We start from the raw sequence: 23,617 nt of genomic DNA, 5'->3' as shown, positions 1-23,617 counted from the left end.
TGTCGTCAGTCATCGCCAGTCATCGTCAGTCGGCGGTCCCGGCCGGCGGCGCTCCATGCGCCGTGCGGGCCGAACCGCGCCAGTACCGCACGAACACCGCACGAATCGTCGACAAGGAAGCGGGTTAGAAGCCGATGGGCACCCGATGAGTACCCAGCGATGAGCACCCAGCACTAAAGACGGTCCTCCCTGTTTCGGGTGGGCCGAGACAGGAGAGTTGTGGCAAAGGTCCGCGTCTACGAGCTCGCAAAGGAGCTCGGGGTGGAAAGCAAGACCATCATGACCAAGCTGACGGAACTCGGTGAGTTCGTCCGCTCGGCATCCTCGACCATCGAACCGCCGGTCGTCCGCAAGCTGCGGGACACCTTCCCGGCCGGTGGCACGGAGAGCGCAAGCGCTCCGGCCAAGCCCGCGCCGGCACGTCCGGCTGCCCCCAAGCCTGCCGCTGAGGCCGCTCCGGCGCCCTCTGCCCCGGCACCGGCAGCGCCGGCCCCCGCTGCACCGGCAGCGCCCAAGGCGCCTGCGCCTGCGCCGGCCCCCGCCAAGGAGGCCCCGGCGAGCCCCGCGTTCGTCGAGCCCGCCGCCGAGGCCAAGAAGCCCGAGGCCAAGAAGCCTGCCGCGCCGGCACCGGCTCCCGCCGCCGAGCGCAAGCCGTCCGCATCGCCCAAGCCGGCCGGTGGCGGCAACGCCCCCGCGCCCGGACCTCGCCCCGCTGCTGCGCGCCCCGGCGCCTCCGGCGGTGGACGTCCCGGCGCTCCGCGCCCAGGCAACAACCCGTTCGCCTCGAGCCAGGGCATGCCGCGTTCCGGCGGCGCCCCGCGCCCGGGCAACAACCCGTTCGCCTCGAGCCAGGGCATGCCCCGGCCGGGTGCGCGCCCCGAGCGGGCCGCGGACCCCGCAGCGAACGCGAACCCCGCAGCAGGCAGCACGGAGCGTTCGGGCGGCCCCCGTCCGGGTGGCCCCCGTCCCGCACCGCGTCCTGGTGCGCCTCGCCCCAACCCCGGCATGATGCCGGGCCGCACCTCGATCGGTCGCCCCGGTGACCGTCCTGCTCCCGGCGGTCGTCCGGGTGGTGGCGCCGGAGGCGCCGGCGGCGGTCGCGGTGGCTACGCCGGTCGTCCCGGCGGCGCCGGTGGCGGCCCCGGTGGCGGTGGCGCTCCTGGTGGTGGCGGCGGCTTCGCCGGTCGCCCCGGCGGCGGTGGCCGCGGTGGCGCCGGGCGTGGCAGCACGCAGGGTGCGTTCGGTCGCGCAGGAGGGCGCCCCGTCCGTGGGCGCAAGTCCAAGCGGGCGAAGCGCCAAGAGTTCGAGCAGATGCAGGCCCCCTCGCTGGGTGGCGTGCAGGTTCCCCGCGGGAACGGCTCGACCGTCGTGCGTCTGCGTCACGGCTCCTCGCTCAACGACTTCGCCGACAAGATCGACGCGAACCCCGCGAGCCTCGTGACGGTGCTGTTCCACCTCGGTGAGATGGCGACCGCCACGCAGTCCCTCGACGAGGACACGTTCGGCTCGCTCGCGGCGGAGCTCGGCTACGTCATCGAGATGGTCTCGGCCGAGGAGGAGGACCGCGAGCTGCTCGGGGCCTTCGACATCGACCTGGACGCCGAGCTCGAGGGCGAGAGCGACGACGAGCTCCAGGCTCGTCCGCCCGTCGTCACCGTCATGGGTCACGTCGACCACGGTAAGACGCGACTGCTCGACGCGATCCGTCAGACCGACGTCATCTCCGGCGAGGCCGGCGGCATCACGCAGCACATCGGTGCCTACCAGGTGCGTCACGAGCACGAGGGCGTCGAGCGTCCCATCACGTTCATCGACACCCCGGGTCACGAGGCGTTCACCGCCATGCGTGCCCGTGGTGCCCAGGTGACCGACATCGCGATCCTCGTGGTCGCGGCCGACGACGGCGTCATGCCCCAGACGGTCGAGGCCCTCAACCACGCGCAGTCGGCCGGCGTGCCGATCGTCGTCGCGGTGAACAAGGTGGACAAGGAGTCGGCGAACCCGGCCAAGATCCGCCAGCAGCTCACCGAGTACAACCTGGTGGCCGAGGAGTACGGCGGCGACACCATGTTCGTCGACGTCTCCGCGAAGCAGAACATGGGCATCGACGCGCTGCTCGAGGCCGTCCTCCTCACGGCGGACGCCTCGCTCGACCTGCGCGCCAACCCGGACAAGGACGCACGAGGCGTCGCCATCGAGGCGAACCTCGACAAGGGCCGCGGCGCCGTCGCGACCGTCCTGGTCCAGTCCGGCACGCTCCACGTCGGGGACGCGATCGTCGCGGGCACCGCCCACGGCCGTGTCCGTGCCATGTTCGACGAGCACGGCAACAACGTCACCGAGGCCGGGCCCGCCCGCCCTGTCATGGTGCTCGGACTCGCGTCCGTGCCCAGCGCCGGTGACACGTTCCTCGTGGCTCCTGACGAGCGCACCGCTCGTCAGATCGCCGAGAAGCGCGAGGCCGCCGAGCGCGCAGCCCTCCTGGCCAAGCGCCGCAAGCGCGTCAGCCTCGAGGACTTCGCCCAGGCGCTCGAGCAGGGCAAGGTCGAGACCCTCAACCTGGTCCTCAAGGGCGACGTCTCCGGTGCCGTCGAGGCACTCGAGGACGCGCTGCTGCAGATCGACGTCGGCGACGAGGTCCAGCTGCGCATCATCCACCGCGGCGTCGGTGCGATCACCCAGAACGACGTCAACCTGGCGACCGTGGACAACGCGATCATCATCGGGTTCAACGTCAAGTACGGCGAGCGCGTCGAGGCACTGGCGGAGCGCGAAGGCGTCGACGTCCGGTTCTACTCGATCATCTACCAGGCGATCGACGACGTCGAGGCTGCTCTCAAGGGCATGCTCAAGCCCGAGTACGAAGAGGCGCAGCTCGGCACCGCCGAGATCCGCGAGGTCTTCCGTTCCTCGAAGTTCGGGAACATCGCGGGTTCGATCGTCCGCTCCGGCGAGATCCGACGGAACTCCAAGGCGCGCGTCCTGCGTGGGGGAGCCGTCGTCGGCGACAACCTCACGGTCGAGTCGCTCAAGCGGTTCAAGGACGACGCCACGGAGGTCCGCGAGGGCTTCGAGTGCGGTATCGGCCTCGGGTCGTTCAACGACCTGCAGATCGGTGACACGATCGAGACGTTCGAGATGCGGGAGAAGCCGCGTAGCTGACGTACCTCTCCGCTGACGCCTACCCGTGAGGGGTGGCGGGTCTACCGCGGGCCTGGTGGCCCGTGCCAGACCCACCACGACCCGCCACCCCTCACGGTCGGGCGTCGGCGGAGCTGTTCGTCGGTGCACGTCGCCCGAAGGGGCCCGCCGGGGCTGACACCCCGGGGGCTCACCCTGATGAAAGGACTGGACCATGGTCGACAAGCCCAGGGCTCGGAAGCTCGCTGACCGCATCAAGGTCATCGTGGCCCAGATGCTCGACACCCGGATCAAGGACCCCCGGCTCGGGTTCGTGACCATCACCGACGTGCGCGTCACCGGTGACCTGCAGAGCGCCTCGGTGTTCTACACGGTCTACGGCGACGACGAGGAGCGGGCCGGGACCGCCGCGGCGCTCGAGAGCGCTAAGGGGATCATCCGGTCGGAGGTCGGGAAGCAGACCGGTATCCGCCTCACGCCGACGATCGACTTCCACCTGGACTCCGTGCCGGAGACCGCGGCGCACCTCGACGTCGCCCTCCACGAGGCCGCGCGTCGCGACGCCGAGCTCGCCGCGCTGCGCGAGAAGGCCACGTACGCCGGCGACGCCGACCCGTACAAGAAGCCCGCGGCCGACGACACGGACTCCGACGAGGTCGCACCCGCCTGACGTCGGCGGTGCACCGCGCCACGAGCGATCGGGCAGGTGCCGCACGACGAGAACCGCGCAACGGCCGGTCCCCGCTCGGGGACCGGGGGGGGCCGGGGCGGGCGCCCCGTCCGACCCGAGCACGCCGCGTGCCCGGCAGACAACGCCGGACGCAGCGCCCGACCCCCGAGGACCCCGATGACGCACGACCAGAAGCCGGTGCGCGAGCGCCGACCCACCGCCCCCGACGGCCTCGTGATCGTCGACAAGCCTCAGGGCCTCACGAGCCACGACGTGGTGAGCCGCCTGCGGCGCCTCGCCGGGACCCGCAAGGTGGGCCACGCCGGCACGCTCGACCCCATGGCGACGGGTGTCCTGGTCCTGGGGATCGGGCGCGCCACCAAGCTGCTCACCTACGTGGTGGGCGCGGACAAGGAGTACACCGCGACCATCCGGCTGGGCGCGGCCACGACCACGGACGACGCCGAGGGCGAGACCACCTCGCGCGCGGACGCCTCGGCCGTGACGCGCGAGGCGATCGACGCGGGAGTCGCGCTGCTGACCGGACCCATCGAGCAGGTGCCGAGCTCGGTGTCCGCGATCAAGGTCGACGGCAAGCGCGCGTACGCGCTCGTCCGCTCGGGGGAGCAGGTCGAGCTCAAGGCACGCCCCGTGACGATCTCGCGCTTCGACGTCCACGACGTGCGGCCCGTCCCTGCGGCCGGGCCCGACGACGCTCCCGCGCTCGACGTCGACGTCACGGTCGTGTGCTCGTCGGGCACGTACATCCGTGCCCTCGCGCGCGACCTGGGCGAGGACCTCGGCGTCGGGGGACACCTCACGGCCCTGCGCCGCACGCGCGTGGGCGGGTACGGGATCGACGGCGCCGCGACGCTCGAGGAGCTCGAGGCGCAGGTCGAGCGTGACGGCGTGCTCGCGACGCTCCCGCTCGCGGACGCCGCCCGCGCCACGTTCCCGGTGCGCGACCTGACCGCCGAGGAGCGCGACGCGCTGTCGTACGGCAAGTGGGTCGACCCGTCGCCGCAGGACGCGACGACGGCCGCGATCGGCGACGACGGGTCCCTCGTCGCGCTGCTCGAGAACGTCGTGCGCGAGGGCAAGCACAAGGCCAGACCCGTGATCGTGTTCGCCCCGGCGTGAGCCCGAGCCCGTCCGACGGGTGACCGCCCCCCGGTTCGATGGGGAACACCCGGGCGAGACGTGGCAACCTTGACCAGGCGCGCCGTGGGTGCGCGCCGTCGTCGGGCCTGGTGAGCGGGCCCGCCTCACACACATCTCGAGGAGTACGCGTGCACCTGTGGACGGACCTGGACCAGGTTCCGCCGGGATTCGGACCGTCGGTCGTGACGATCGGCAACTTCGACGGCGTCCACCGCGGCCATGCCGAGGTGCTCGGCCGCATCGTGTCGCTCGCCCGCGAGTCGGGTTCGCAGGCCGTCGCGGTCACGTTCCACCCGCACCCCGCGATGGTCCACCGGCCCGAGCAGGCGCCCGAGCTCCTGACCGGGATCGCGGACCGCATGGAGCTGCTGGAGGGCACGGGCCTCGACGCCGTGCTGCTCGTCGAGTACACGCTCGACTTCGCACGGCAGACGCCCGAGGAGTTCGTGCGGACCTACCTCGTCGACGGGCTCGGCGCGCAGACCGTCGTCGTGGGCCACGACGTGCGGTTCGGGCGCGACAACTCGGGCAACCTGGCGACCATGGTCGAGCTCGGCGGCACGTACGGCTTCGCGGTTCGGGCGATCGACGACGTCGGGACGGTCACGTCGGGCGACGGGGAGCCGGCGGTGCCCAGCGGGCGCTGGTCATCGACCGAGATCCGCGGCCTGCTCGAGGACGGCAAGGTCCGCGAGGCCGCCGCGCTGCTCGGCCGGCACCACCGCGTGCGCGGCGTCGTGATCCACGGCGACGCACGCGGGCGCGAGCTCGGGTTCCCCACGGCCAACCTGGGCGACATCACGGGCATGATCCCGGCCGACGGCGTGTACGCGGGCTGGCTGCGTCGTCCGCAGCTCCTCGCGGCGGACCCGGGCAACTGCGACGGCGTCCTGCCTGCGGCCATCTCGATCGGGACCAACCCGACGTTCGACGGCGTCGAGCGCCGCGTCGAGGCCTACGTCCTGGACCGCACCGACCTCGACCTGTACGACGAGGAGGTCGTCCTGGAGTTCGTCGAGCACCTGCGCCCCACGCTGCGCTTCGACGGCATCGACGCGCTCGTGAAGACCATGCACGACGACGTGGCGCGCGCACGTACGATCCTCGCGCCGGGCGTGGGCCCGGGGGCGTCCGACCCCGGGAGCGGTGCTGCTGGGTCCTCGTCGGACGCGGGGGAGTAGTCGTGTCGGTCAAGAGGCAGCCCGTCCTGGAGACCCGAGCCTTGCGCGTCGGGTACGCCGAGGCGCCCGTGTGCGCGCCCGTCGACCTGGCGGTCCGCCCGGGCGAGCTGTGGGCGATCATCGGGCCCAACGGCAGCGGCAAGTCGACGCTCCTGCGCGCGCTCCTGGGGGTGCTGGCGCCGCTCTCGGGCAAGGTGCTGGCGTTCGGCCGGGACGTGGACGAGCGCGAGCGCGACTTCCGCGCAAAGGTCGTCGGGATCCTCGACGACGACGCCTACTTCCCGGGACTCACGGCGCGCGAGCACCTGGTCCTGACCGCGCGCGGCCACGGGGTGGCGGGTGCGGGCGAGGTCGTCGACGAGCTGCTCGACCGCTTCGGTCTCGGCGAGCAGTCGGGCGCCATGCCGACCGAGCTGTCCTCGGGGCAGCGTCGACGCCTCCTGCTCGCAGCCGGGTTCGCCCGCCCGCGCGAAGTCCTGGTCCTCGACGAGCCCGAGCAGCGGCTCGACCCCGGCATGCGCGCCGACCTGGCCCGCATCCTCGTCGAGGAGGCCGGTCGCGGGGCCGCGGTGGTCTTCGCGACGCACGACCCCGACCTGGTCGAGCGCACCGGAGCCCGCGGGCTCCTGGTCGGCGACGACGAGTGTGTGCGCCTGGGGCACCAGGCGGCGCTCGAAGCGCTCGCCCAGGTCCGTTGAGGATCCGGCGATGAACGCGGCGCGCGGCAAGGGCAGGAAGCACCCGAGCGGGAAGCCGACGTCGGGCCACCGGGACGCGAAGCCCGCGTCGCACGACGGTGCGCACGGCGCTGCCCCGGGCGAGCCCTCGGGAGGCACGTCGCCCGAGCCCGCGCCGCCTACCCCGCCCCGGGCGCCCCTGCCGCTCCTGACGACCGACCCCGACGAGGAGTTCTCCGGCCGGGAGATCCGGCGCCTGACCGCGCGCGTCACGGCGTCGCGTGCAGACGCCGGTCCGGGCGAGCTGTTCGGCGACGTCGCGTACGTCGTGGTGTCGGTCGCGATCTCGGCGTTGTTCGTCGTGGGGGCCGCGAACGTGCTGCGCGAGACGCTCTTCGTCGAGCCCGCGGGCGGTCGGCCCCCGGTGCTGACCCCGGCCACGATCCAGGCCCTCGCCTCGGTCGCGCTCCTGGCCCTCATGACCGGCATGGCCGTGCGCCTCGGCCCCCTGGGGACGGGGAGCGCGGGGGTGCGGTGGTGGGTCCCGATGCCCGTCGACCGTCGAGGGCTGCTGACCCCGTCCTACTGGCGCGGGGTCGCGGTGGCGGTCCTTCTCGGAGCAGGCGGGTTCGCGATGATCGCGCTCGCGTCGGGCGGTGATCCCGGGGTGGCCGGTCGCAGCGCGGCCCTCGGCGCCGCAGCGGGCCTGCTGCTCGTGGGTGTCGCCGGGCTCATCCAGCCCCGGACCCGGGTCGCGGCTGCGGTCGCCCGGGCGAGCGACGTCCTGATCGCTGCGGTCCCGGTCGCCGGCGTCGTGCTCGTCGCCGCGGGCTGGTCCGACCTGCGCGAGCTGTCCGTCCCGGCGTGGGCGATCGGGGCGCTCGGCGTCGGCGCCCTGGCCCTCGCGGTCGTGTGGTGGCGGCGTCTCGAGGCGCTGGGGGCCCAGGTCCTGCGTGCGCAGAGTGCGGTCGCCGACCAGGCGGGCGGCGCGATCCTGTCGCTCGACACGCGCGAGTTCGGTCGGGCGCTGAGCCGGGCGGGGTCGACGCGCGGCGGCAGGAACCGCACGCTCGCACGCTTCGCGACCGTGCGCGGGCCGGTCACCGCGCTCGTCGCGGCAGACCTCACGCTCCTGCGCCGCAGCCCCTCGGCGCTCGCACAGCTCGTGGGCCTGACCGCGCTGGTGATCGTCGCCCAGCAGGTGCCTGCGTTCGAGGGCGGGTTCGGGCTGTTCGTGCTGCTCGTCGTCGCGGGCTTCCGCGGCGCCCAGCTCGGCGCGGAGGGCGCGCGCACCGCCGAGATGGTGCCCGCGCTCGACGCGATGATGCCGCTCTCCGCGCGCGACGCCCGGCTGGCGCGCACGGTCGTGCCCGCGCTGACCGCGCTCCTCGCCCTCGTCGTCGGGATCGTCCCGCTCGTGCTGAGCACGGGCGACCCGCTGTGGGTGGCGCTCATCGCGGTCGTCGCGGTGGGCATGGGGGCCGCAGCGGTCCGCTCCGCCTACCGCAAGCCGCCCAACTGGTCCGGCCCGCTCATGGCGACCCCCGCCGGCGCGCTGCCGACCGGAGCCATGTCGATGGTCTCGCAGGGGCCCGACGTCGCTGTGCTCGGCGCCATCCCGCTGGGCATCTGTCTCCTCGTGGGCGCGCCCACGCCGGCGCTCATCGTGTTCCAGGGGATCACGGTCTGGATCGCGCTCGCCGTGGCCTCGCACGTGCGGGCCACGGGGGCCAAGCCGCTGCTCGGCTGAGCGCGCCCGGATGCGCGCCAGGCGCGCTTGCCGGGGAATTGCAGAAGAGTCCTGGTTGGTTCTCGTGTCCTGCCACCACCGCTGACTGGATCTTCGCTGAGAGCCGGCTTGGGCCCGCCCGCAGGGGGTGTGGGTTTCGGTCTGTGCCGGTCATCGATGATGGGTGCGTGGCTTACGGAGCGGCGGCCAGTGGTCTCGTCGTCCTTCTCGCATATAGGTTCATGGGGCGCGCTTCAGGACTCGGCGTCGATGACCGGCGGTGGCAACTTCGACCGAATTGACCTCGAGCGGCCTCTCGTTCGTAGATGGCTATGCAAACGGAAGGCTAGGAAATGAACAGACGACGTGGGCCTCCTATGGTGCTGGCGGAGTAGGGATCGCAACCCTTGGAGTCGGTGCCGACGCAACGACGTCGCTTCGGTCAGTTGGCTCGGGACTGCCATATCCGAATTATGCAATGATCGAAGTTTCGGGGTGGGCGATTGGCAATGGGGTGGGTTCTGGATAGAGCTGTAACGATGGCCAAATAGCACACAGGGAATATTGGAAGGTGGTTAGATGAGGGGCCGTGATCACTACGCTGTGGCGCACTTGCGTGCGGCAAGGACGCGCAGGGTCGGTGCTGTAGTCGCGTTTGCGATGTCGATTATTGTGGCCGCAATGGGGGCCCTCTCTGGAGAGTGGGGAGTTGTTGTTCTCGCCCTGTGGGGCGGAGTGCCGGGAGGGCTCGTGACTTTCCATGGCGCGGTTCGACGCTGGCCAAAGCTGCGGGGGGAGAGCGGGGGTAGGGGAGTCGCGCGCCTCCGCTATGGAGCACTCCTTTGTGGTTCGCTGATCCTTGCTACCGCTGGTGGGATGATCTGGGGGCATCTCTTCGCGGCGGCTCTTGGTGTTTGCGTGTGGGGGATGGAGTTTCTCCTGGGGAGAGAACTGGCCTCTAATGCTGGAGGCGTGGATCGTGATTGACCTGCCTGTACCAGCCCCACGTGGAGCTGCCCCAGCGGAGCGCCATGGCCTTGCCAGTGTTGTCGGTCCAGGACGCCATCACACGGTACGGATCGTTCACCCCACGGACGGCGTTGCTCGCGCGGCAGAGCACTTCCTGAGAGATCCGCGGCAGCGACTCCTTCGGGCGGGTAGAACGCGATCGGGGTGCGACGGGCGCTCCCGCCGGCCGGACGACCGGTCAGCGCCGTCGGTACCGAGATCGAGATCGCTGCAGACGACCTCGAGTGCCATCCGACCGGCATCTAGAAGAGCCGCGAGCGTCGACGCGAACTGAGTAGAGTTCCGCGTGCACGCGTGGTGCGTCGGTGGGTTGAGACCGCCGGGCATCCGTCTTGCCGGGCAGGCTCGACAGCACGATCCGAGTCGACGTCCCGGATGCGGCGTGACGGGTACCGGGTTCATCCAGGTGATCGTGGCTGACGTGGACTCGATCTCTGGGCAGCAGAGACCGGACGGTGGCATCAGGTGAGGGGACGATGAGGTTGCGCGGTATCGAGCGGTGAATATCGACGAGCTAGGGCAGAGAGCCATTCGTCAGGCGGAGAAGACTCGCAAGGTCGCCATAGTGGGTAACTTTGTGCTCTCGTTGACGATGGTGACCATAGGGTTCGCGAGCGGCGAGTGGGGGGTTGCCGCGATGGGACTGTGGGGAGGTGCTCCGGTGGGGGTGGCATCACTCAGGCTCGCGGTCTTGCGCTGGCCGAAGCTCGGAGCGGAAAGCAAGGGTCGGAGAGTCGGTCTGTATGTGTTGGCGTTGCTCTCTTCCTTGGCTCTCGTCACGCTCGTCGGCGCGCAGCTGAGCTACGCAGCCATGGCGGTTCTCAGCCCGTTCGTCTGGGGGTTCGAGTTCCTGCTCGGGCGTGACCTGGCAGTGAGGGAACTCGGCAGGGTCAAGGAGCCGGCAATCAGCAGGATCGCCTAGGGGCGCGCGCAACGGGTTGACGGAACGCGGGCGGCAGGGGCCTCGCTCTGCACCCTTGTTTCGTGTTCCGGCTGCACGCCCAACGATCGTGCGGCGCGGGGCTGCCCTCCTCAGGCCCGCGCCACCGCAGCCTCGCCCGCCCCCACGAGCCGCCCGTCCGCCAGGTGCACGCGTGCGTCGACCGAGTCGAGGGTCGCCTCGTCGTGGGTCACGACGATGGTCGCGGCGCCGGTCTCGCGGGTCAGGCGCGTGACGAGCTCGATGATCTGGACGCCGCGCGCGTGGTCGAGTGCCGACGTGGGCTCGTCGACGAGCAGGACCTCGGGGTGGTTCATGAGGGCCCGGGCGATCGCGACGCGCTGACGCTGACCGCCCGAGAGCTGGCCGGGCCGCTTGGCGGCCACGTCGCGGAGCCCGACGGCGTCGAGCAGCTCGAGCGCCCGGTCGCGGTGCGTCGAGGGCCGCTCGCCGCGCAGGTGGCTCATGAGCTCGAGGTTCTCGAGCGCCGTGAGCGACGCGATGAGCTGCGGCTGCTGGAACACGATCCCGATCCGGTCGCGCCGCAGGCGCGCCGCGTCCGCGGACACGGCCGAACCTGCCGTCGGACCGCCGTCGGCGGGGGCGTTGACGACGTCGTCGCCGATACGCACCTCTCCGGACGTCGGGGTCGTGAGGGTCGCCGCGACCGCGAGGAGCGAGGACTTGCCCGAGCCCGACGGGCCGAGCACCGCGGTCGTGGTCCCGGCGGGGACGGTCAGGGAGACGTCGTCCACAGCGGTGACGGTCGACTCGCCGTCGGGGTAGACGAGCGTGACGTGGTCGAGGGTGAGGTCCATGGTGTGCCTTTCAGGAGTGAGAGCGATGGGGGCGTGGGCCGCGACCGGTCGGCGCGACGCAACGGCCAGGAGCGGGGAGCGCCTCAGCGGGCCGCGAGCGCCGCGTGCGGGTCGATGCGCGTGATCCGGATGATCGCCGCGACGGCGCCGACCGTCCCGAGGACCACGAGGATGAGCGCGGGCAGGAGCGTCGTGGCGGGGGAGACGACGACGGGCATGACCTGGGCGGCGAGCGCCCCGGCCCCGGCGGCGAGCGCGGTCCCGACACCGACGCCGAGCACGAGCAGGACGAGCGCCTGGCCGATCGCGTCGCGCAGCAGGTAGGAGGTCGAGGCGCCGAGCGCCTTGAGCACCGCGATGTCGCCGGCCCGGTTGATGGTCCAGACCGTGAAGAACGCGCCCACGACGAGGGCCGAGATCGCGAGCAGGAAGCCCTGCATCATGGTGAGCGACATGTTCTCGGCCGAGAACGAGCTGACGGCGGCGCGCGCCCCCATGGGCGTGAGGGTCGCGGTGCCGGTCTCGTCCGCCGCCGCGGCGAGCGCGGAGTCGCTCGGGTCCCCGGTGATCGCGACGACGGTCGCGACCTCGTCACCGGACGCTCCGCCGCCTCGTGCGCCGACGGTCTGCCAGTCCGACAGGTCCATCCAGACGACCGGCGTGTGCGAGAAGTCGGCCTGGGCGTCGAGCACGCCCGCGACGGTCAGGGTCAGGGAGCCCAGCGCGACCTCGTCGCCCTCCTGCGCGCCCAGGTCGTCGGCCGCGCCGCTCGACAGCAGCACGGTCCCGGGGGCGGCCTCGGCGTCGTCTGGCACGAGCCCTGAGCCCGTGCGCGAGCCGAACGCGGTGACGGCCGCGGTGGTGCCGGCCTCGCCGTCCGCACCCGCGGTGACCGACGCGCGCGTCGTGGCGATGCCCAGGGGCTCGGCCGCGTCGACGCCGTCGACCGCGGCGAACGCGTCCCACTGCGTGGCGTCGACCTGGGACTCGGTGAACGACGGCTTGGCGTCACCGGTCACGGTGAACGCGAGGCTGTCGACCGGGAGGTCGGTGACGCCCGACGTGCTCGCGCGGGCCAGGCCCGCGGTCAGCGACGCGAGGAACCCGACGAGGAACGTGATGAGGACGATGACGGTGGACATGAGGACGAAGCGTCCCCGGGCGAAGCGCAGGTCGCGCAGCGCGACGAACATCAAGAGCCTCCGGTGGTTGGCGTGGAATCGTTCTGCGTCCAGCCTCCCGCCAGAGCGCGCTGCGCGGATCGGGCCCATGGATGCTCCTGCCGGGCCGGGAGGCGGGGCCTAGGATCAACCTTTCGATGGATCGCCCGCGGCACGTCGCGCCCGCCGCGTGGCTAGGGTGGCGATGTGAAGCCTCGCGCCGTGATCTCCGCAGCCCTCGGGCTCCAGATCGCGCTCGACGTGCTCCTGGTGGCCCTCGTGGGCCTCGCCGTCGGCTCCCGCTGGGCCGAGGCCCTGAGCACCGGGGGACTGGACGCCGGGGCGTGGGGCGCGCTCGCGTGCGGCCTGGTGCTCCTGGCCGTCTACGGCGTGGGGCGCTCGCGGATCAACGTGCGCGACACCGCGGTCGACGCCCCGCGCGGCGCCTGGTGGCCCGTGGGGGCGTGGGTCGCGGCCCTCGTCGTGGGGTGGGCGCTCCTTCTCCTCCTGACGCCGGTCGCGCTGTGGATCGCGTTCCCGCTCATGTTCCTCGAGATGCACGTGCTCGGGCCGCGCCGGGGGACCGTGGCCGTGGCCGCGACGACCGCGTGCGCGATCGGCGGCGCGATCCTGGGCGGGCAGCAGCTCGTGGGCTCGATCCTCGGCCCGACGTTCGGCGGCCTCGTCGCGATCGCCGTCGTCCTGGGGTTCGAGACGATCGTGCGCGAGTCGCAGGGGCGCCAGGAGCTCATCGACGACCTGGTCCGCACGCGCGCAGACCTCGCGGCCTCCGAGCGCGAGGCCGCGGTCGCGACCGAGCGCGAGCGCCTCGCGCGCGAGATCCACGACACGCTCGCGCAGGGCTTCTCGTCGATCGAGCTGCTGCTGCGAGCGGCGGACACCGCGCTCGAGGAGGTCGAGGCACCGGGCGCGTTCGCCGAGGGCGCCCCCGGCCCGACGGCGGCACGCACCGCGCGCGCCTACGTCACCCGGTCGCGGCTCGCCGCGCAGCAGAACCTCGCCGAGGCGCGGCGCTTCGTCCGCGACCTGGCACCGGCCGACCTGGAGTCGGCCACGCTCGTCGGCGCGCTCGAACGCGTCGCCGAGCGCACGGCCCTGGCCGCCGCCGACGACCTGCGCGTGACGGTCGACGTCTCCGGGCAGCCCCGTCCGCTGCCCGTGCCGGTGGAGACCGCACTGCTGCGGATCGCGCAGTCGGCGCTCGCCAACGTCGTGCAGCACGCGGGAGCCTCGCGCGCCGCCGTCACGCTCAGCTTCCTCGGGGACGCCGTCGCGCTCGACGTCGTGGACGACGGGCGAGGGTTCGACCCGCTCGCGCTCCCCGCACCGCACCCGGCCGCCGACGGCGGCTCCGCCGTCGGGCCGCAGGACGGCCCCGGGGGGACGGACGTCCCCGCGCGCGGCGAGCGCCGCGGCTTCGGTCTCACCGCGATGCGCTCGCGCGTCGCCGAGCTCGGGGGGACGTTCTCGATCGAGTCCTCGCCGGGTGAGGGGACCGCCCTCGCGGTCCATCTCCCGCTCGACCCCCAGGAGGCCTGGTGACCATCCGCGTCGTGCTGACCGACGACCACCCCGTGGTCCGTGCGGGGCTGCGTGCCGTCGTCGACGCCGAGGACGACATGGAGGTCGTCGACGAGCTGGCCACGGCCGAGGAGCTCGTGCGCCGGGTCGGGGCCGGGCTCGAGGCCGACGTCGTGCTGCTCGACCTGCGCTTCGGCGAGGGCCGCATGGGCGGCGCCGAGGCCGCGCGCGAGGTCGTGCGCCTGGGCGGGCCGCCCGTCCTGATCCTCACGACCTACGACTCCGACCAGGAGATCCTCGCCGCGATCGAGGCCGGCGCGACGGGCTACCTGCTCAAGGACGCCCCGACCGACGAGCTGACCGCCGCGATCCGCGCCGCGGCGGGCGGGCAGGTCGCGCTCGGGCCCAGCGTCCAGCGGCGCCTGCTCGGCCGCATGCGGGCACCGGGCGTCTCGCTCACGCTGCGCGAGCTCGAGGTCCTGGGGCTCGTGGCGCAGGGCTGCTCGAACGACGACGTCGCGCGCCGGCTGTTCCTGTCGAAGGCGACCGTGAAGTCGCACCTGGTCCACGTGTACGAGAAGCTCGGCGTGGACTCGCGCACGGCCGCGGTCGCCGAGGCCAGGCGGCAGGGGCTGCTGGGGGAGTGAGGTCGCACGCCCAGGCAGCGTCGTCGTACGCTCGTCGAGGGGACCGGGCTCGCCGTCCCGCGAGGTCAGGCCGGGGGTCCGGGCAACCCTGCTAGACTATGGGCGCCGTCAGAACGGCCGCGGAGGCTGGTCAAGCCTGCCGAAGAGCCCAGGGATGAAGCCCTGGAGCGCCGCGCAACGAACACCACAAGGAGAGCCGTGCCCCTCGACACTGCCACCAAGCAGCGCATCATGACCGAGTACGCCACGAGCGAGGGCGACACCGGTTCGCCCGAGGTCCAGATCGCGATGCTGACGCAGCGCATCAAGGACCTCACCGAGCACCTCAAGGAGCACAAGCACGACCACCACAGCCGTCGTGGCCTGCTGCTCCTCGTCGGCCAGCGTCGCCGTCTCCTCGGCTACCTGCAGAAGGTCGACATCAACCGCTACCGCAGCCTCATCGAGCGCCTCGGCCTGCGTCGCTGACACCCCCTGACTCAGCCCGGTCCCGGACGGGACCGGGCTGGTCCGGTGTGAAGTACCCGTAAGAAACCCACGCCGCCAGCCTTTCGTTCGGTCCTCGGTAGTGGCTCCCGGAACCCGCCTCGAGCGGGAAGACCGTGGGCCTCGATCGAAGACCGCCGAGCGTCGAGTGGATGCACCCTCGACAGGCACCGAAGGCGGCACTTCGAGAGTGAGGAGGGCACCCGTGGAGGGTCCCGAGATCGAATTCACCGAAGCAACGATCGACAACGGTCGCTTCGGAACCCGTACCGTCCGGTTCGAGACCGGACGCCTCGCACGTCAGGCCGGTGGCGCAGCCGCCGCCTACCTGGACGGCGAGACCATGCTGCTGTCGACCACGACGGCCGGCAAGCACCCCAAGGACCACTTCGACTTCTTCCCCCTGACGGTGGACGTCGAGGAGCGGCAGTACGCCGCCGGCAAGATCCCCGGTTCGTTCTTCCGTCGTGAGGGCCGCCCCTCGACCGAGGCGATCCTGGCCTGCCGTCTGATCGACCGCCCGCTGCGCCCCCTGTTCGTCAAGGGCCTGCGCAACGAGGTCCAGGTCGTCATCACCGTGCTCGCGATCCACCCGGACGACGCGTACGACACCCTGGCCATCAACGCCGCGTCGATCTCGACGCAGCTGTCCGGCCTGCCGTTCTCCGGCCCGATCGGCGCCGTCCGCGTCGCACTGATCGACGGCCAGTGGGTCGCGTTCCCCAAGTACTCCGACAAGGAGCGCGCCGTCTTCGACATGGTCGTGGCGGGGCGTGTCGTGGGTGACGACGTCGCGATCACCATGGTCGAGGCAGAGGCCACCGAGGGTTCCTGGAACCTCATCAAGAACGAGGGCGTCGGCGCCCCGACCGAAGAGGTCGTCGCCGAGGGCCTCGAGGCCGCCAAGCCCTTCATCCGCGTGCTCGTCGAGGCCCAGCAGGAGCTCGCGGCCAAGGCCGCCAAGCCCGTGCAGGACTTCCCGACGTTCCCGGACTACCAGGACGACGTCTACGCCGCGGTCGAGGCCGCAGCGACGGCCCGCCTGGGCGAGGCCCTGAGCATCGCCGACAAGCAGGACCGCGAGAACCGTCTCGACGAGATCAAGGCCGAGATCCAGGCCGAGCTCGCCGAGGACTTCGCGGGCCGCGAGAAGGAGATCTCCGCCGCGTACCGCTCGGTGCAGAAGAAGCTCATCCGTGCGCGCATCCTCACGGACGGCTTCCGCATCGACGGCCGCGGGCTCGCGGACATCCGCACCCTGTCGGCCGAGGTCGAGGTCCTGCCCCGCGTCCACGGCTCGGCGATCTTCGAGCGCGGCGAGACCCAGATCCTGGGTGTCACCACGCTCAACATGCTCCGCATGGAGCAGCAGCTCGACACGCTCTCCCCGGAGACGCGCAAGCGCTACATGCACAACTACAACTTCCCGCCCTACTCGACCGGCGAGACCGGCCGCGTGGGCAGCCCCAAGCGTCGCGAGATCGGGCACGGCGCCCTCGCCGAGCGCGCGATCGTGCCGGTGCTGCCGAGCCGCGAGGAGTTCCCCTACGCGATCCGTCAGGTCTCCGAGGCCCTCGGGTCCAACGGCTCGACCTCGATGGGCTCCGTGTGCGCCTCGACGCTCTCGCTCCTCAACGCCGGTGTGCCGCTGCGCGCAGCGGTCGCGGGCATCGCGATGGGCCTCGTCTCCGACACCGTCGATGGTGAGACGCGCTACGCAGCGCTGACCGACATCCTGGGTGCCGAGGACGCGTTCGGCGACATGGACTTCAAGGTCGCCGGTACGCGCGAGTTCATCACGGCCATCCAGCTCGACACCAAGCTCGACGGCATCCCCGCGTCGGTCCTGGCCGGTGCGCTGACCCAGGCCCGCGACGCGCGCCTGACCATCCTCGACGTCCTCAACGAGGCCATCGACGTGCCCGACGAGATGAGCCCCAACGCTCCTCGCGTCATCGCCGTCAAGGTCCCCGTGGACAAGATCGGCGAGGTCATCGGCCCCAAGGGCAAGATGATCAACCAGATCCAGGAGGAGACGGGCGCGGACATCTCCATCGAGGACGACGGCACCGTGTACATCGGTGCCACCGACGGCCCCTCCGCAGAGGCCGCCCGCGCGGCGATCAACGCGATCGCCAACCCGCACGTCCCCGAGATCGGCGAGCGCTTCGTCGGCACGGTCGTCAAGACCACGTCGTTCGGCGCCTTCGTCTCGCTGTCCCCGGGCAAGGACGGTCTGCTGCACATCAGCCAGATCCGCAAGCTCGTCGGTGGCAAGCGTGTCGAGAACGTCGAGGACGTCCTGTCGATCGGCCAGAAGGTCCAGGTCGAGATCGGCGAGATCGACCCGCGCGGCAAGCTGTCGCTGCACGCGGTCGTCGAGGGCTCGGACGACGCCCCCGCGGATGCCGAGGCACCTGCCGGGGACGACGCCTGACGTGCCCTGGAACCTTCCGCTCGTCCCCTCGGGTTCGCCCGAGGGTGAGCTGACCGCCGGGCAGGACGGTGCGACGATCCGTCGCTCCGTCCTGCCCGGCGGGGTTCGGGTCCTCACCGAGTCGATGCCGGGCCTGCGCTCGGCGACCGTCGGAGCGTGGGTCGGCGTCGGCTCGCGCGACGAGACCGACGGCCACTTCGGCTCCACGCACTTCCTGGAGCACCTGCTCTTCAAGGGAACTGCCCGCCGGTCCGCGATGGACATCGCCGAGGCGTTCGACGCCGTCGGCGGTGAGGCCAACGCCGCGACCGGCAAGGAGCACACCTGCTACTACGCACGCGTGCTCGACTCCGACCTGCCCATGGCGGTCGACGTCATCACCGACATGGTGACGTCTGCGCGCCTCGACGAGGACGAGCTCGAGACCGAGCGCGGCGTGATCCTCGAAGAGCTCGCGATGAACGACGACGACCCGTCGGACGTCGTGCACGAGGAGTTCGCGCAGGCCGTCCTGGCCGGGCACCCCCTGGGGCGCCCGATCGGCGGCACGCCCGACACCATCAACGCCGTGCCGCGCAGCGCCGTCTGGGAGCACTACCAGTGGCACTACCGTCCGGAGACGCTCGTCGTCGCCGCGGCCGGTGGGGTCGACCACGACACGCTGTGCGAGCAGGTCGCGACCGCGCTCACCACCGGCGGCTGGGACCTCGACCCTGCGGGGACCCCGCGCGCCCGCCGCGACAGCGCGGACGTGCAGGGCGTCGGGATCGAGGGCGTCGAGCTCACGATCCGCCGCACCGTCGAGCAGGCCAACGTCATCATCGGTGGCACGGGCCTGTCCGCGACGGACGACCGCCGGTTCGTGCTCTCGGTGCTCAGCGCCGCCCTCGGCGGTGGCATGAGCTCGCGGCTCTTCCAGGAGATCCGGGAGAAGCGCGGGCTGGCGTACTCGACGTACTCGTTCGCGTCGGGCCACGGCGGGATCGGGACGTTCGGCCTGTACGCGGGCTGCGCGCCCTCGAAGGTCGACCAGGTCACCGAGCTCATGACGTCCGAGCTCGAGAAGCTCGCCGAGTCGGGCATCACGCAGGCCGAGCTCGACCGGAGCATCGGTCAGCTCTCCGGCGGACTGGTGCTGGGCCTGGAGGACTCGGGCTCGCGCATGAGCCGCCTGGGCAAGTCCGAGCTCGTGTTCGGGGAGCTGCTGAGCGTCGCGGAGTCGCTCGAGCGGATCCGTTCGGTGACGTCCGACGACGTGCGCAAGCTCGCGGAGGAGCTCGCCTCGCGTCCGCGCTCGACCGTGCGCGTGGGCCCTTTCGGGGACTGAGTCTCACAGCGTGAACGAGGAGGGCCGGTGCGCATCACGCGCACCGGCCCTCCTCGCGTTGCGGCTAGGGTTGTCGGGTGACCTCGAACGACGTGACCCCTGCCCAGAACGCCCCCCAGCCGTCCCACGAGCCCGCCGCCGCGACACCGATCAAGGTCGCCGTCCTGGGGGCCGCCGGGCGCATGGGCGCCACGGTGTGCGCTGCGGTCGAGGCCGCCCCGGACATGGAGCTGGTCGCTCGGATCGACGCGGGGGACGACCTGGCGCAGGTCGCCGCCGCGGGCGCCCAGGTCGCGGTCGACTTCACGGTGCCTGCGGTCACCGAGGACAACGTGCACGCGCTGATCGACCTCGGCGTCCACGCGGTCGTGGGCACCACGGGCTGGACGGACGTGAGCCGCGGGCGCCTCGTCGCACACCTGGGCCGCAAGGCGGCCGAGGGCACGAGCGTGGGGGTGCTGATCGCCCCCAACTTCGGCCTGTCCGCCGTCCTGGCCATGACGTTCGCGGCCAAGGCCGCGCGCTACTTCGAGTCGGCCGAGGTCATCGAGCTCCACCACCCGAACAAGGTCGACGCGCCCAGCGGCACGGCCACGCACACGGCCCACGCGATCGCCCGTTCGCGCGCGGAGGCCGGGCTCGGTGCTAGCCCCGACTCGACCGAGTCGGGCTGGGAGGCGCGCGGCGCCGACGTCGACGGGGTCCGTGTGCACGCGGTGCGCCTGCGCGGTCTGGTCGCGCACGAGGAGATCCTCTTCGGCAACGAGGGCGAGCAGCTGATCATCCGCCAGGACTCGTTCGACCGCGTCTCGTTCATGCCCGGCGTCCTGCTCGGCATCCGCGAGGTCGTCTCGCGCCCGGGCCTGACCGTGGGCCTCGAGAACGTCCTGGACCTCTCGTGAGGAACCGCAAGGGCCTGATCGGGGCAGTGGTCGTCACGGCCCTGCTCGCGATCTACGTGTGGGCGATCCTGGGCCGCGCCGGGGGGCTCGTGGGCACGGGCGAGCCCATCGGAATCGCGATCGGGATCGGCGTCCTGCTCATCCCGCTGCTCGTGATCGGTCTGATCGCCTGGGAGTTCCGGCTCGCGTTCACCGTCCAGAAGATGGCCGACACGCTGGCCGCGGCCGACGAGCTGCCCGTCGACGACCTGCCGCGGTCTCCGGGCGGACGCATCGACCGCGCCGCGGCGGACGCCGCGTTCGGGGAGCACCGCGCCCGCGCCGAGGAGCACCCCGACGACTGGCGCTCGTGGTACCACGTGGCGTTCGCGTACGACGCGTCGGGGGACCGCAAGCGTGCCCGCGCCATGCTGCGCAAGGCGGCGGGCCTGTACCGCGCCGAGCGCAAGGCGTCCCGCTAGCGCGTGTCTCCCAAGTGGCGAGCGCCCAGCAGAGGGGCTAGGAGTCTGCCCCACCCTGGACACGTGGGTAGCGATTCAGCCAAGGGGCCGTGGGTTGCGGCGCTCCCGAAAGGCGAACCCAGCAAGGTCTCCTTGGGTCGCCTGGTCCAAGCGGACGGCGGGCGCGACGACGCAGAGAACGAGTACTACGAGCGGGCGGCAGATCCGTCGGCAGACCGCATCGAAACCGCTCAACGGCGATTCAGAGCGCAGTTCCGGCGCCGTCAACGCCACCGAGAGGCACGAGCGCGGAGAGACGAGATCCAGAGCTACGTCTAGGCGTGTCTCTAGCCGCTGAGCCGCTGAGCGATCATGCGGTCGGCGCCACGATCCGGGGCAGGTGCTGCTCGATGATGCTGGCTGCTGCATCGTCCACGGCGAGCTCGACCAGTCTGGGCAGTTCGAGCACCGCTGCTGCGTCAGGTGTCAACTCGAGCGCGAGGACGTCGTCCTGCATGGTGAACCGAACGAGGCCGCCGTAGCGCACGGCGGCGCCACCACGCACGATGGCGTAGGTGTCCTGGCCAAGGGCCACGTCCTGCGGGTTGTGGGACAACGAGCGTTGAAACTCGATCGTGTCTCCCGACTCGATGTCCAGCAGCACGATCGCCTCGTAGCTGTCCTCGATGCTGCGCGAAGAGCTCGCCGTGATCACAGCCGAAGTCTGCCCCACCGAGAGACCATGGATGCGCGGTCACCTGACCTGAGAGACACGCCCTAGCACGAGGCGCTCCTCAGATCGAGGCGCTCCACCGGTGCTCGACGACGTCGCGCACCCCCGTGGCCAGCGTGCGGGTGCGGTGGTCGGGTCCCAGGCCCGCTCCTCCGAGGAACTGCTCGCGCGCGGAGTCGCCGTCGAGGATCCACGCCACGACCTCTTCCGAACCGTCCTGACGCAACCGGTCGACGGCTGCGGACAGGAGCCGCGACCCGTGCCCGGACCGCTGGTGGGACGGCTGTACCTCGAGCGCGACGAGCTGGCCCGGGGACACGGCCGCGAAGCCGACGATCCGGTCCGCGGCGAGGGCCACGAGCACCGCGAAGCCCGGCCCGGGCGGGGAAGAGACCGCCCCGGCCCACTGCTCCTGCATCCGGGGGACGTCGAGCGCGTCGATCACCGCCGCGCCCAGCACGTCGCCGTGCGCGGACCTCCAGGACTCGATCTGGATCGCGGTGACCGCGACCTCGTCGCCGGGGACCGCCGGTCGGACCGAGACGTCTGCCGCCTCGCTGAAGAGAGCCATTCGCCAGACCCTACCGGAGCGGCGTGCCCGGCCGTCGCGAGCGGCCGGGCGGGCACCCCGGTGGGCCGCCGGCGCGTCGACCGAGGACCTTGCCGTCAGGGGAACCCGAGAGCCCGCAGCCCCGCCGCGGTCGCGGCCGCGAGCACGACGACGAGCAGGAACGGGGCACGCAGCGCGAGCGCGACGGCTGCGACGCCGAGCGCCGGCAGCCGGGCGTCGATCGCGATGCCCTGCCCGTCCCCGACGGTCTGGACCGCGACGAGCGCTGCGAGCAGGGACGCCGTGACCAGTGCCGCGGTGCGCGAGACGCGGTCGGACGCGAGCCAGTGCTCGGGGATGAGGTGCCCGGCGAGCTTGAGGCCCAGGCACACGAGGGACGCAGCGACCACGGTGGCCCACAGGGCGGCGTCGGACATCAGGGCTCCTCGGGACGGTCGGTCGCTGCGGGCAGGTCGCCTGGGCCGCCCGGCTCATCCGGATCACCGGGGTCGGGCGAGCCGGGCGACGCCTCGCCGGCACGGTCCTGCGGGGCGCTCGCTGCGCCGTCGGGCACGTACTCCGTGACCGTGACGGGCTGCCTGGGCTGCCGGGCGACCTGGCCGACCACGATCGCGACGGCCCCCGCCGCCAGGACGGGGACGCCCGGCGGGACGAACGGGAGCAGCACGACCGCGACGACCACGGCCAGGGCCGCGGTGAGCTGCATGACGCGGCTCGCGAGCCGCGGCCACACGAGCGCGAGGAACGCGGCCCCGGCGGCGGCGTCGAGGCCCCATGCCTTGGGGTCGCCCATGGCGTCGCCTGCGAGCGCCCCGATCAGCGTGAGCAGGTTCCAGACGACGAAGATGCCGATCCCTGTCCACCAGAACCCTGCACGGAACGCGGCGCGGCTCTTCTGGGCCGTGGCGACCGCGGTCGACTCGTCGATCGTCAGGTGGGCCGCGAGCACGCGCCGCCAGCCGTGGAGCGCGAGCAGCGGCGAGAGCTGGGCGCCGTAGAGGGTGTTGCGCAGGCCGAGCAGCCCGGCCGTCGTGATCGCCGCTGCGGACGTGCCGCCCGAGGCGACGACGCCGATGAGCGCGAACTGCGAGCCGCCCGAGAACAGGAGCAGGCTGAGCACCATGGTCTGCGCGAGGTTCAGCCCCGCGACGACCGCGAGCGCCCCGAACGAGACGCCGTAGAGCCCGGTGGCGATCGAGACGGACACGGCCTGCCGGACAGCGGCGCGAACCTCGAGGCGGTCCTCGTCCCCGACGGGGCGCGCAGCCCACGACGACCGACCGGAGCCGTCGCCGGACGAGGCAGCGTCCGGGGAGGGCTCCGGGGTGGTCGTCATCGTCCGCTCCAGGTCAGGGGTCGGGTCGGGGTCAGTGCGCGGGCGCGAGCTGGCGGTCGGGTTCGGCCTCGCCGGCTGAGACCGCGTTGGCAGCCCGCTGGTGCGCCGTGAGCGACATCCGGTCGATGAGCGCCAGCGCCAGGGCGCTCACGACGAACGCGAGGTGGATGACGACCTGCCAGAGCATCTGCTGCTCGGGGATACGGGCGCTGTCGATGAACGTGCGCAGCAGGTGGATCGACGAGATCCCGATGATCGACATCGCGAGCTTGGTCTTGAGCACGTTCGCGTTGACGTGGCTCAACCACTCCGGCTGGTCGGGGTGCTCGTCGAGGTGGATGCGTGAGACGAACGTCTCGTAGCCGCCGACGATCACCATGATGAGGAGGTTGGAGATCATGACGACGTCGACGAGCCCCAGGACGTAGAGCATGGTGTCGGCCTCGGTGAGGCCGTGGCCGGAGAAGGCGCCCTCCGTGAGGTGCCAGAGCTCCTTCATGAACTGCCAGACGTAGACGACCTGGGCGACGATGAGACCCAGGTACAGAGGGACCTGGAGCCAGCGGGACGCGAAGATGAAGTAGCCGAGCGAGATGGTGGCGGGGTGCTGCTTGCCGGTCAGTGCGGGGTGGTTCGGGGTGGTCGAGGCCACGTGCGGTACTCCGGTGGGGGTGCGAGGTCGGCCCGGGC

21 protein-coding genes are annotated in these 23,617 nt (G+C 72.0%); 14 read left to right on the top strand and 7 right to left on the bottom strand.

Annotation, left to right across the window (positions count from 1 at the left end):
- The first annotated feature begins 219 nt into the window (after positions 1 to 219).
- From infB to NHG27_RS00165, 7 genes are all read left to right on the top strand, one after another.
- Complete coding sequence (gene infB, locus NHG27_RS00195) at positions 220 to 3,162, top strand: translation initiation factor IF-2 (protein ID WP_193718203.1); 2,943 nt, start codon at positions 220 to 222, stop codon at positions 3,160 to 3,162.
- Positions 3,163 to 3,355: 193 nt separating this feature from the next.
- Positions 3,356 to 3,811, top strand: a complete 456-nt coding sequence (rbfA, locus tag NHG27_RS00190; RefSeq protein WP_497014357.1) for a 30S ribosome-binding factor RbfA — start codon at positions 3,356 to 3,358, stop codon at positions 3,809 to 3,811.
- A 177-nt stretch (positions 3,812 to 3,988) separates the two neighbouring features.
- The gene (gene truB, locus NHG27_RS00185; protein ID WP_497014356.1) at positions 3,989 to 4,951 is read left to right on the top strand and encodes a tRNA pseudouridine(55) synthase TruB; all 963 of its coding nucleotides are present in this window, start codon (positions 3,989 to 3,991) and stop codon (positions 4,949 to 4,951) included.
- Between the two features lie 149 nt (positions 4,952 to 5,100).
- Positions 5,101 to 6,153 (top strand): bifunctional riboflavin kinase/FAD synthetase, encoded by a 1,053-nt coding sequence (locus tag NHG27_RS00180; RefSeq protein WP_497014355.1) that lies wholly within the window; start codon positions 5,101 to 5,103, stop codon positions 6,151 to 6,153.
- A gap of 2 nt (positions 6,154 to 6,155) precedes the next feature.
- Complete coding sequence (locus NHG27_RS00175; protein ID WP_193718207.1) at positions 6,156 to 6,851, top strand: ABC transporter ATP-binding protein; 696 nt, start codon at positions 6,156 to 6,158, stop codon at positions 6,849 to 6,851.
- 10 nt (positions 6,852 to 6,861) lie between these two features.
- Complete coding sequence (locus NHG27_RS00170; protein ID WP_497014354.1) at positions 6,862 to 8,580, top strand: DUF6297 family protein; 1,719 nt, start codon at positions 6,862 to 6,864, stop codon at positions 8,578 to 8,580.
- Positions 8,581 to 10,087: 1,507 nt separating this feature from the next.
- Positions 10,088 to 10,510: a hypothetical protein gene (locus tag NHG27_RS00165; protein ID WP_497014353.1), complete on the top strand. Its 423-nt coding sequence runs from the start codon at positions 10,088 to 10,090 to the stop codon at positions 10,508 to 10,510.
- A gap of 110 nt (positions 10,511 to 10,620) precedes the next feature.
- On the opposite strand, the gene NHG27_RS00160 is transcribed toward NHG27_RS00165, so the two are convergent.
- Positions 10,621 to 11,346: an ABC transporter ATP-binding protein gene (locus NHG27_RS00160; protein ID WP_497014352.1), complete on the bottom strand. Its 726-nt coding sequence runs from the start codon at positions 11,344 to 11,346 to the stop codon at positions 10,621 to 10,623.
- Between the two features lie 83 nt (positions 11,347 to 11,429).
- Positions 11,430 to 12,539, bottom strand: a complete 1,110-nt coding sequence (locus tag NHG27_RS00155) for an ABC transporter permease (protein WP_497014351.1) — start codon at positions 12,537 to 12,539, stop codon at positions 11,430 to 11,432.
- A gap of 174 nt (positions 12,540 to 12,713) precedes the next feature.
- On the opposite strand from NHG27_RS00155, the gene NHG27_RS00150 reads away from it, so the two are divergent.
- The 7 genes from NHG27_RS00150 to NHG27_RS00120 all read left to right on the top strand — a co-directional run bounded on the left by NHG27_RS00150 (position 12,714) and on the right by NHG27_RS00120 (position 20,308).
- Entirely contained in the window at positions 12,714 to 14,069 is a 1,356-nt protein-coding gene (locus NHG27_RS00150; RefSeq protein WP_497014350.1) for a sensor histidine kinase, read from the top strand.
- On the top strand, positions 14,066 to 14,695 hold the full coding sequence (locus NHG27_RS00145; RefSeq protein ID WP_497014349.1) for a response regulator transcription factor: 630 nt from the start codon (positions 14,066 to 14,068) through the stop codon (positions 14,693 to 14,695). Before NHG27_RS00150 ends, NHG27_RS00145 begins: the two co-directional genes overlap by 4 nt.
- A 198-nt stretch (positions 14,696 to 14,893) precedes the next feature.
- A complete protein-coding gene (gene rpsO, locus NHG27_RS00140; protein ID WP_030150575.1) occupies positions 14,894 to 15,163 on the top strand; it encodes a 30S ribosomal protein S15 in 270 nt (89 codons plus the stop codon).
- Between the two features lie 223 nt (positions 15,164 to 15,386).
- A complete protein-coding gene (locus NHG27_RS00135; protein ID WP_193718214.1) occupies positions 15,387 to 17,618 on the top strand; it encodes a polyribonucleotide nucleotidyltransferase in 2,232 nt (743 codons plus the stop codon).
- 1 nt (position 17,619) lies between these two features.
- On the top strand, positions 17,620 to 18,945 hold the full coding sequence (locus tag NHG27_RS00130; protein ID WP_193718215.1) for a M16 family metallopeptidase: 1,326 nt from the start codon (positions 17,620 to 17,622) through the stop codon (positions 18,943 to 18,945).
- Positions 18,946 to 19,127: 182 nt separating this feature from the next.
- Complete coding sequence (dapB, locus tag NHG27_RS00125) at positions 19,128 to 19,847, top strand: 4-hydroxy-tetrahydrodipicolinate reductase (RefSeq protein ID WP_497014476.1); 720 nt, start codon at positions 19,128 to 19,130, stop codon at positions 19,845 to 19,847.
- Positions 19,844 to 20,308 carry a hypothetical protein gene (locus NHG27_RS00120; RefSeq protein WP_497014348.1) on the top strand — a complete coding sequence of 155 codons (465 nt, stop codon included), beginning with the start codon at positions 19,844 to 19,846 and terminating at the stop codon, positions 20,306 to 20,308. The genes dapB and NHG27_RS00120 overlap by 4 nt, the downstream gene beginning before the upstream one ends.
- Positions 20,309 to 20,657: 349 nt before the next feature.
- Here the strand turns inward: NHG27_RS00120 and NHG27_RS00115 are convergent, their stop codons facing one another.
- From NHG27_RS00115 to NHG27_RS00095, 5 genes are all read right to left on the bottom strand, one after another.
- Positions 20,658 to 21,002 (bottom strand): Imm10 family immunity protein, encoded by a 345-nt coding sequence (locus NHG27_RS00115; protein WP_497014347.1) that lies wholly within the window; start codon positions 21,000 to 21,002, stop codon positions 20,658 to 20,660.
- A gap of 79 nt (positions 21,003 to 21,081) precedes the next feature.
- The gene (locus NHG27_RS00110) at positions 21,082 to 21,591 is read right to left on the bottom strand and encodes a GNAT family N-acetyltransferase (RefSeq protein WP_191803901.1); all 510 of its coding nucleotides are present in this window, start codon (positions 21,589 to 21,591) and stop codon (positions 21,082 to 21,084) included.
- A gap of 95 nt (positions 21,592 to 21,686) precedes the next feature.
- Complete coding sequence (locus tag NHG27_RS00105) at positions 21,687 to 22,007, bottom strand: AzlD domain-containing protein (protein ID WP_056648748.1); 321 nt, start codon at positions 22,005 to 22,007, stop codon at positions 21,687 to 21,689.
- A complete protein-coding gene (locus tag NHG27_RS00100; RefSeq protein ID WP_497014346.1) occupies positions 22,007 to 22,927 on the bottom strand; it encodes an AzlC family ABC transporter permease in 921 nt (306 codons plus the stop codon). Before NHG27_RS00100 ends, NHG27_RS00105 begins: the two co-directional genes overlap by 1 nt.
- Before the next feature lie 31 nt (positions 22,928 to 22,958).
- A complete protein-coding gene (locus tag NHG27_RS00095) occupies positions 22,959 to 23,579 on the bottom strand; it encodes a TIGR00645 family protein (protein WP_497014345.1) in 621 nt (206 codons plus the stop codon).
- Positions 23,580 to 23,617 lie beyond the last annotated feature (38 nt).

It is taken from the genome of Oerskovia sp. 140933 (assembly GCF_059651515.1).
The sequence above is the reverse complement of the archived record's forward strand: the minus strand, read 5'-3'. Positions and strand labels throughout refer to the sequence as shown.

Coding starts and splice junctions, on each gene's coding strand:
- NHG27_RS00105 (WP_056648748.1), bottom strand. CDS start 22,007: ATGTCCGACGCCGCCCTGTGGGCCACCGTGGTCGCTGCGTCCCTCGTG.
- NHG27_RS00110 (WP_191803901.1), bottom strand. CDS start 21,591: ATGGCTCTCTTCAGCGAGGCGGCAGACGTCTCGGTCCGACCGGCGGTC.
- NHG27_RS00100 (WP_497014346.1), bottom strand. CDS start 22,927: ATGACGACCACCCCGGAGCCCTCCCCGGACGCTGCCTCGTCCGGCGAC.
- NHG27_RS00170 (WP_497014354.1), top strand. CDS start 6,862: ATGAACGCGGCGCGCGGCAAGGGCAGGAAGCACCCGAGCGGGAAGCCG.
- NHG27_RS00160 (WP_497014352.1), bottom strand. CDS start 11,346: ATGGACCTCACCCTCGACCACGTCACGCTCGTCTACCCCGACGGCGAG.
- rbfA (WP_497014357.1), top strand. CDS start 3,356: ATGGTCGACAAGCCCAGGGCTCGGAAGCTCGCTGACCGCATCAAGGTC.
- NHG27_RS00155 (WP_497014351.1), bottom strand. CDS start 12,539: ATGTTCGTCGCGCTGCGCGACCTGCGCTTCGCCCGGGGACGCTTCGTC.
- dapB (WP_497014476.1), top strand. CDS start 19,128: ATGGGCGCCACGGTGTGCGCTGCGGTCGAGGCCGCCCCGGACATGGAG.
- truB (WP_497014356.1), top strand. CDS start 3,989: ATGACGCACGACCAGAAGCCGGTGCGCGAGCGCCGACCCACCGCCCCC.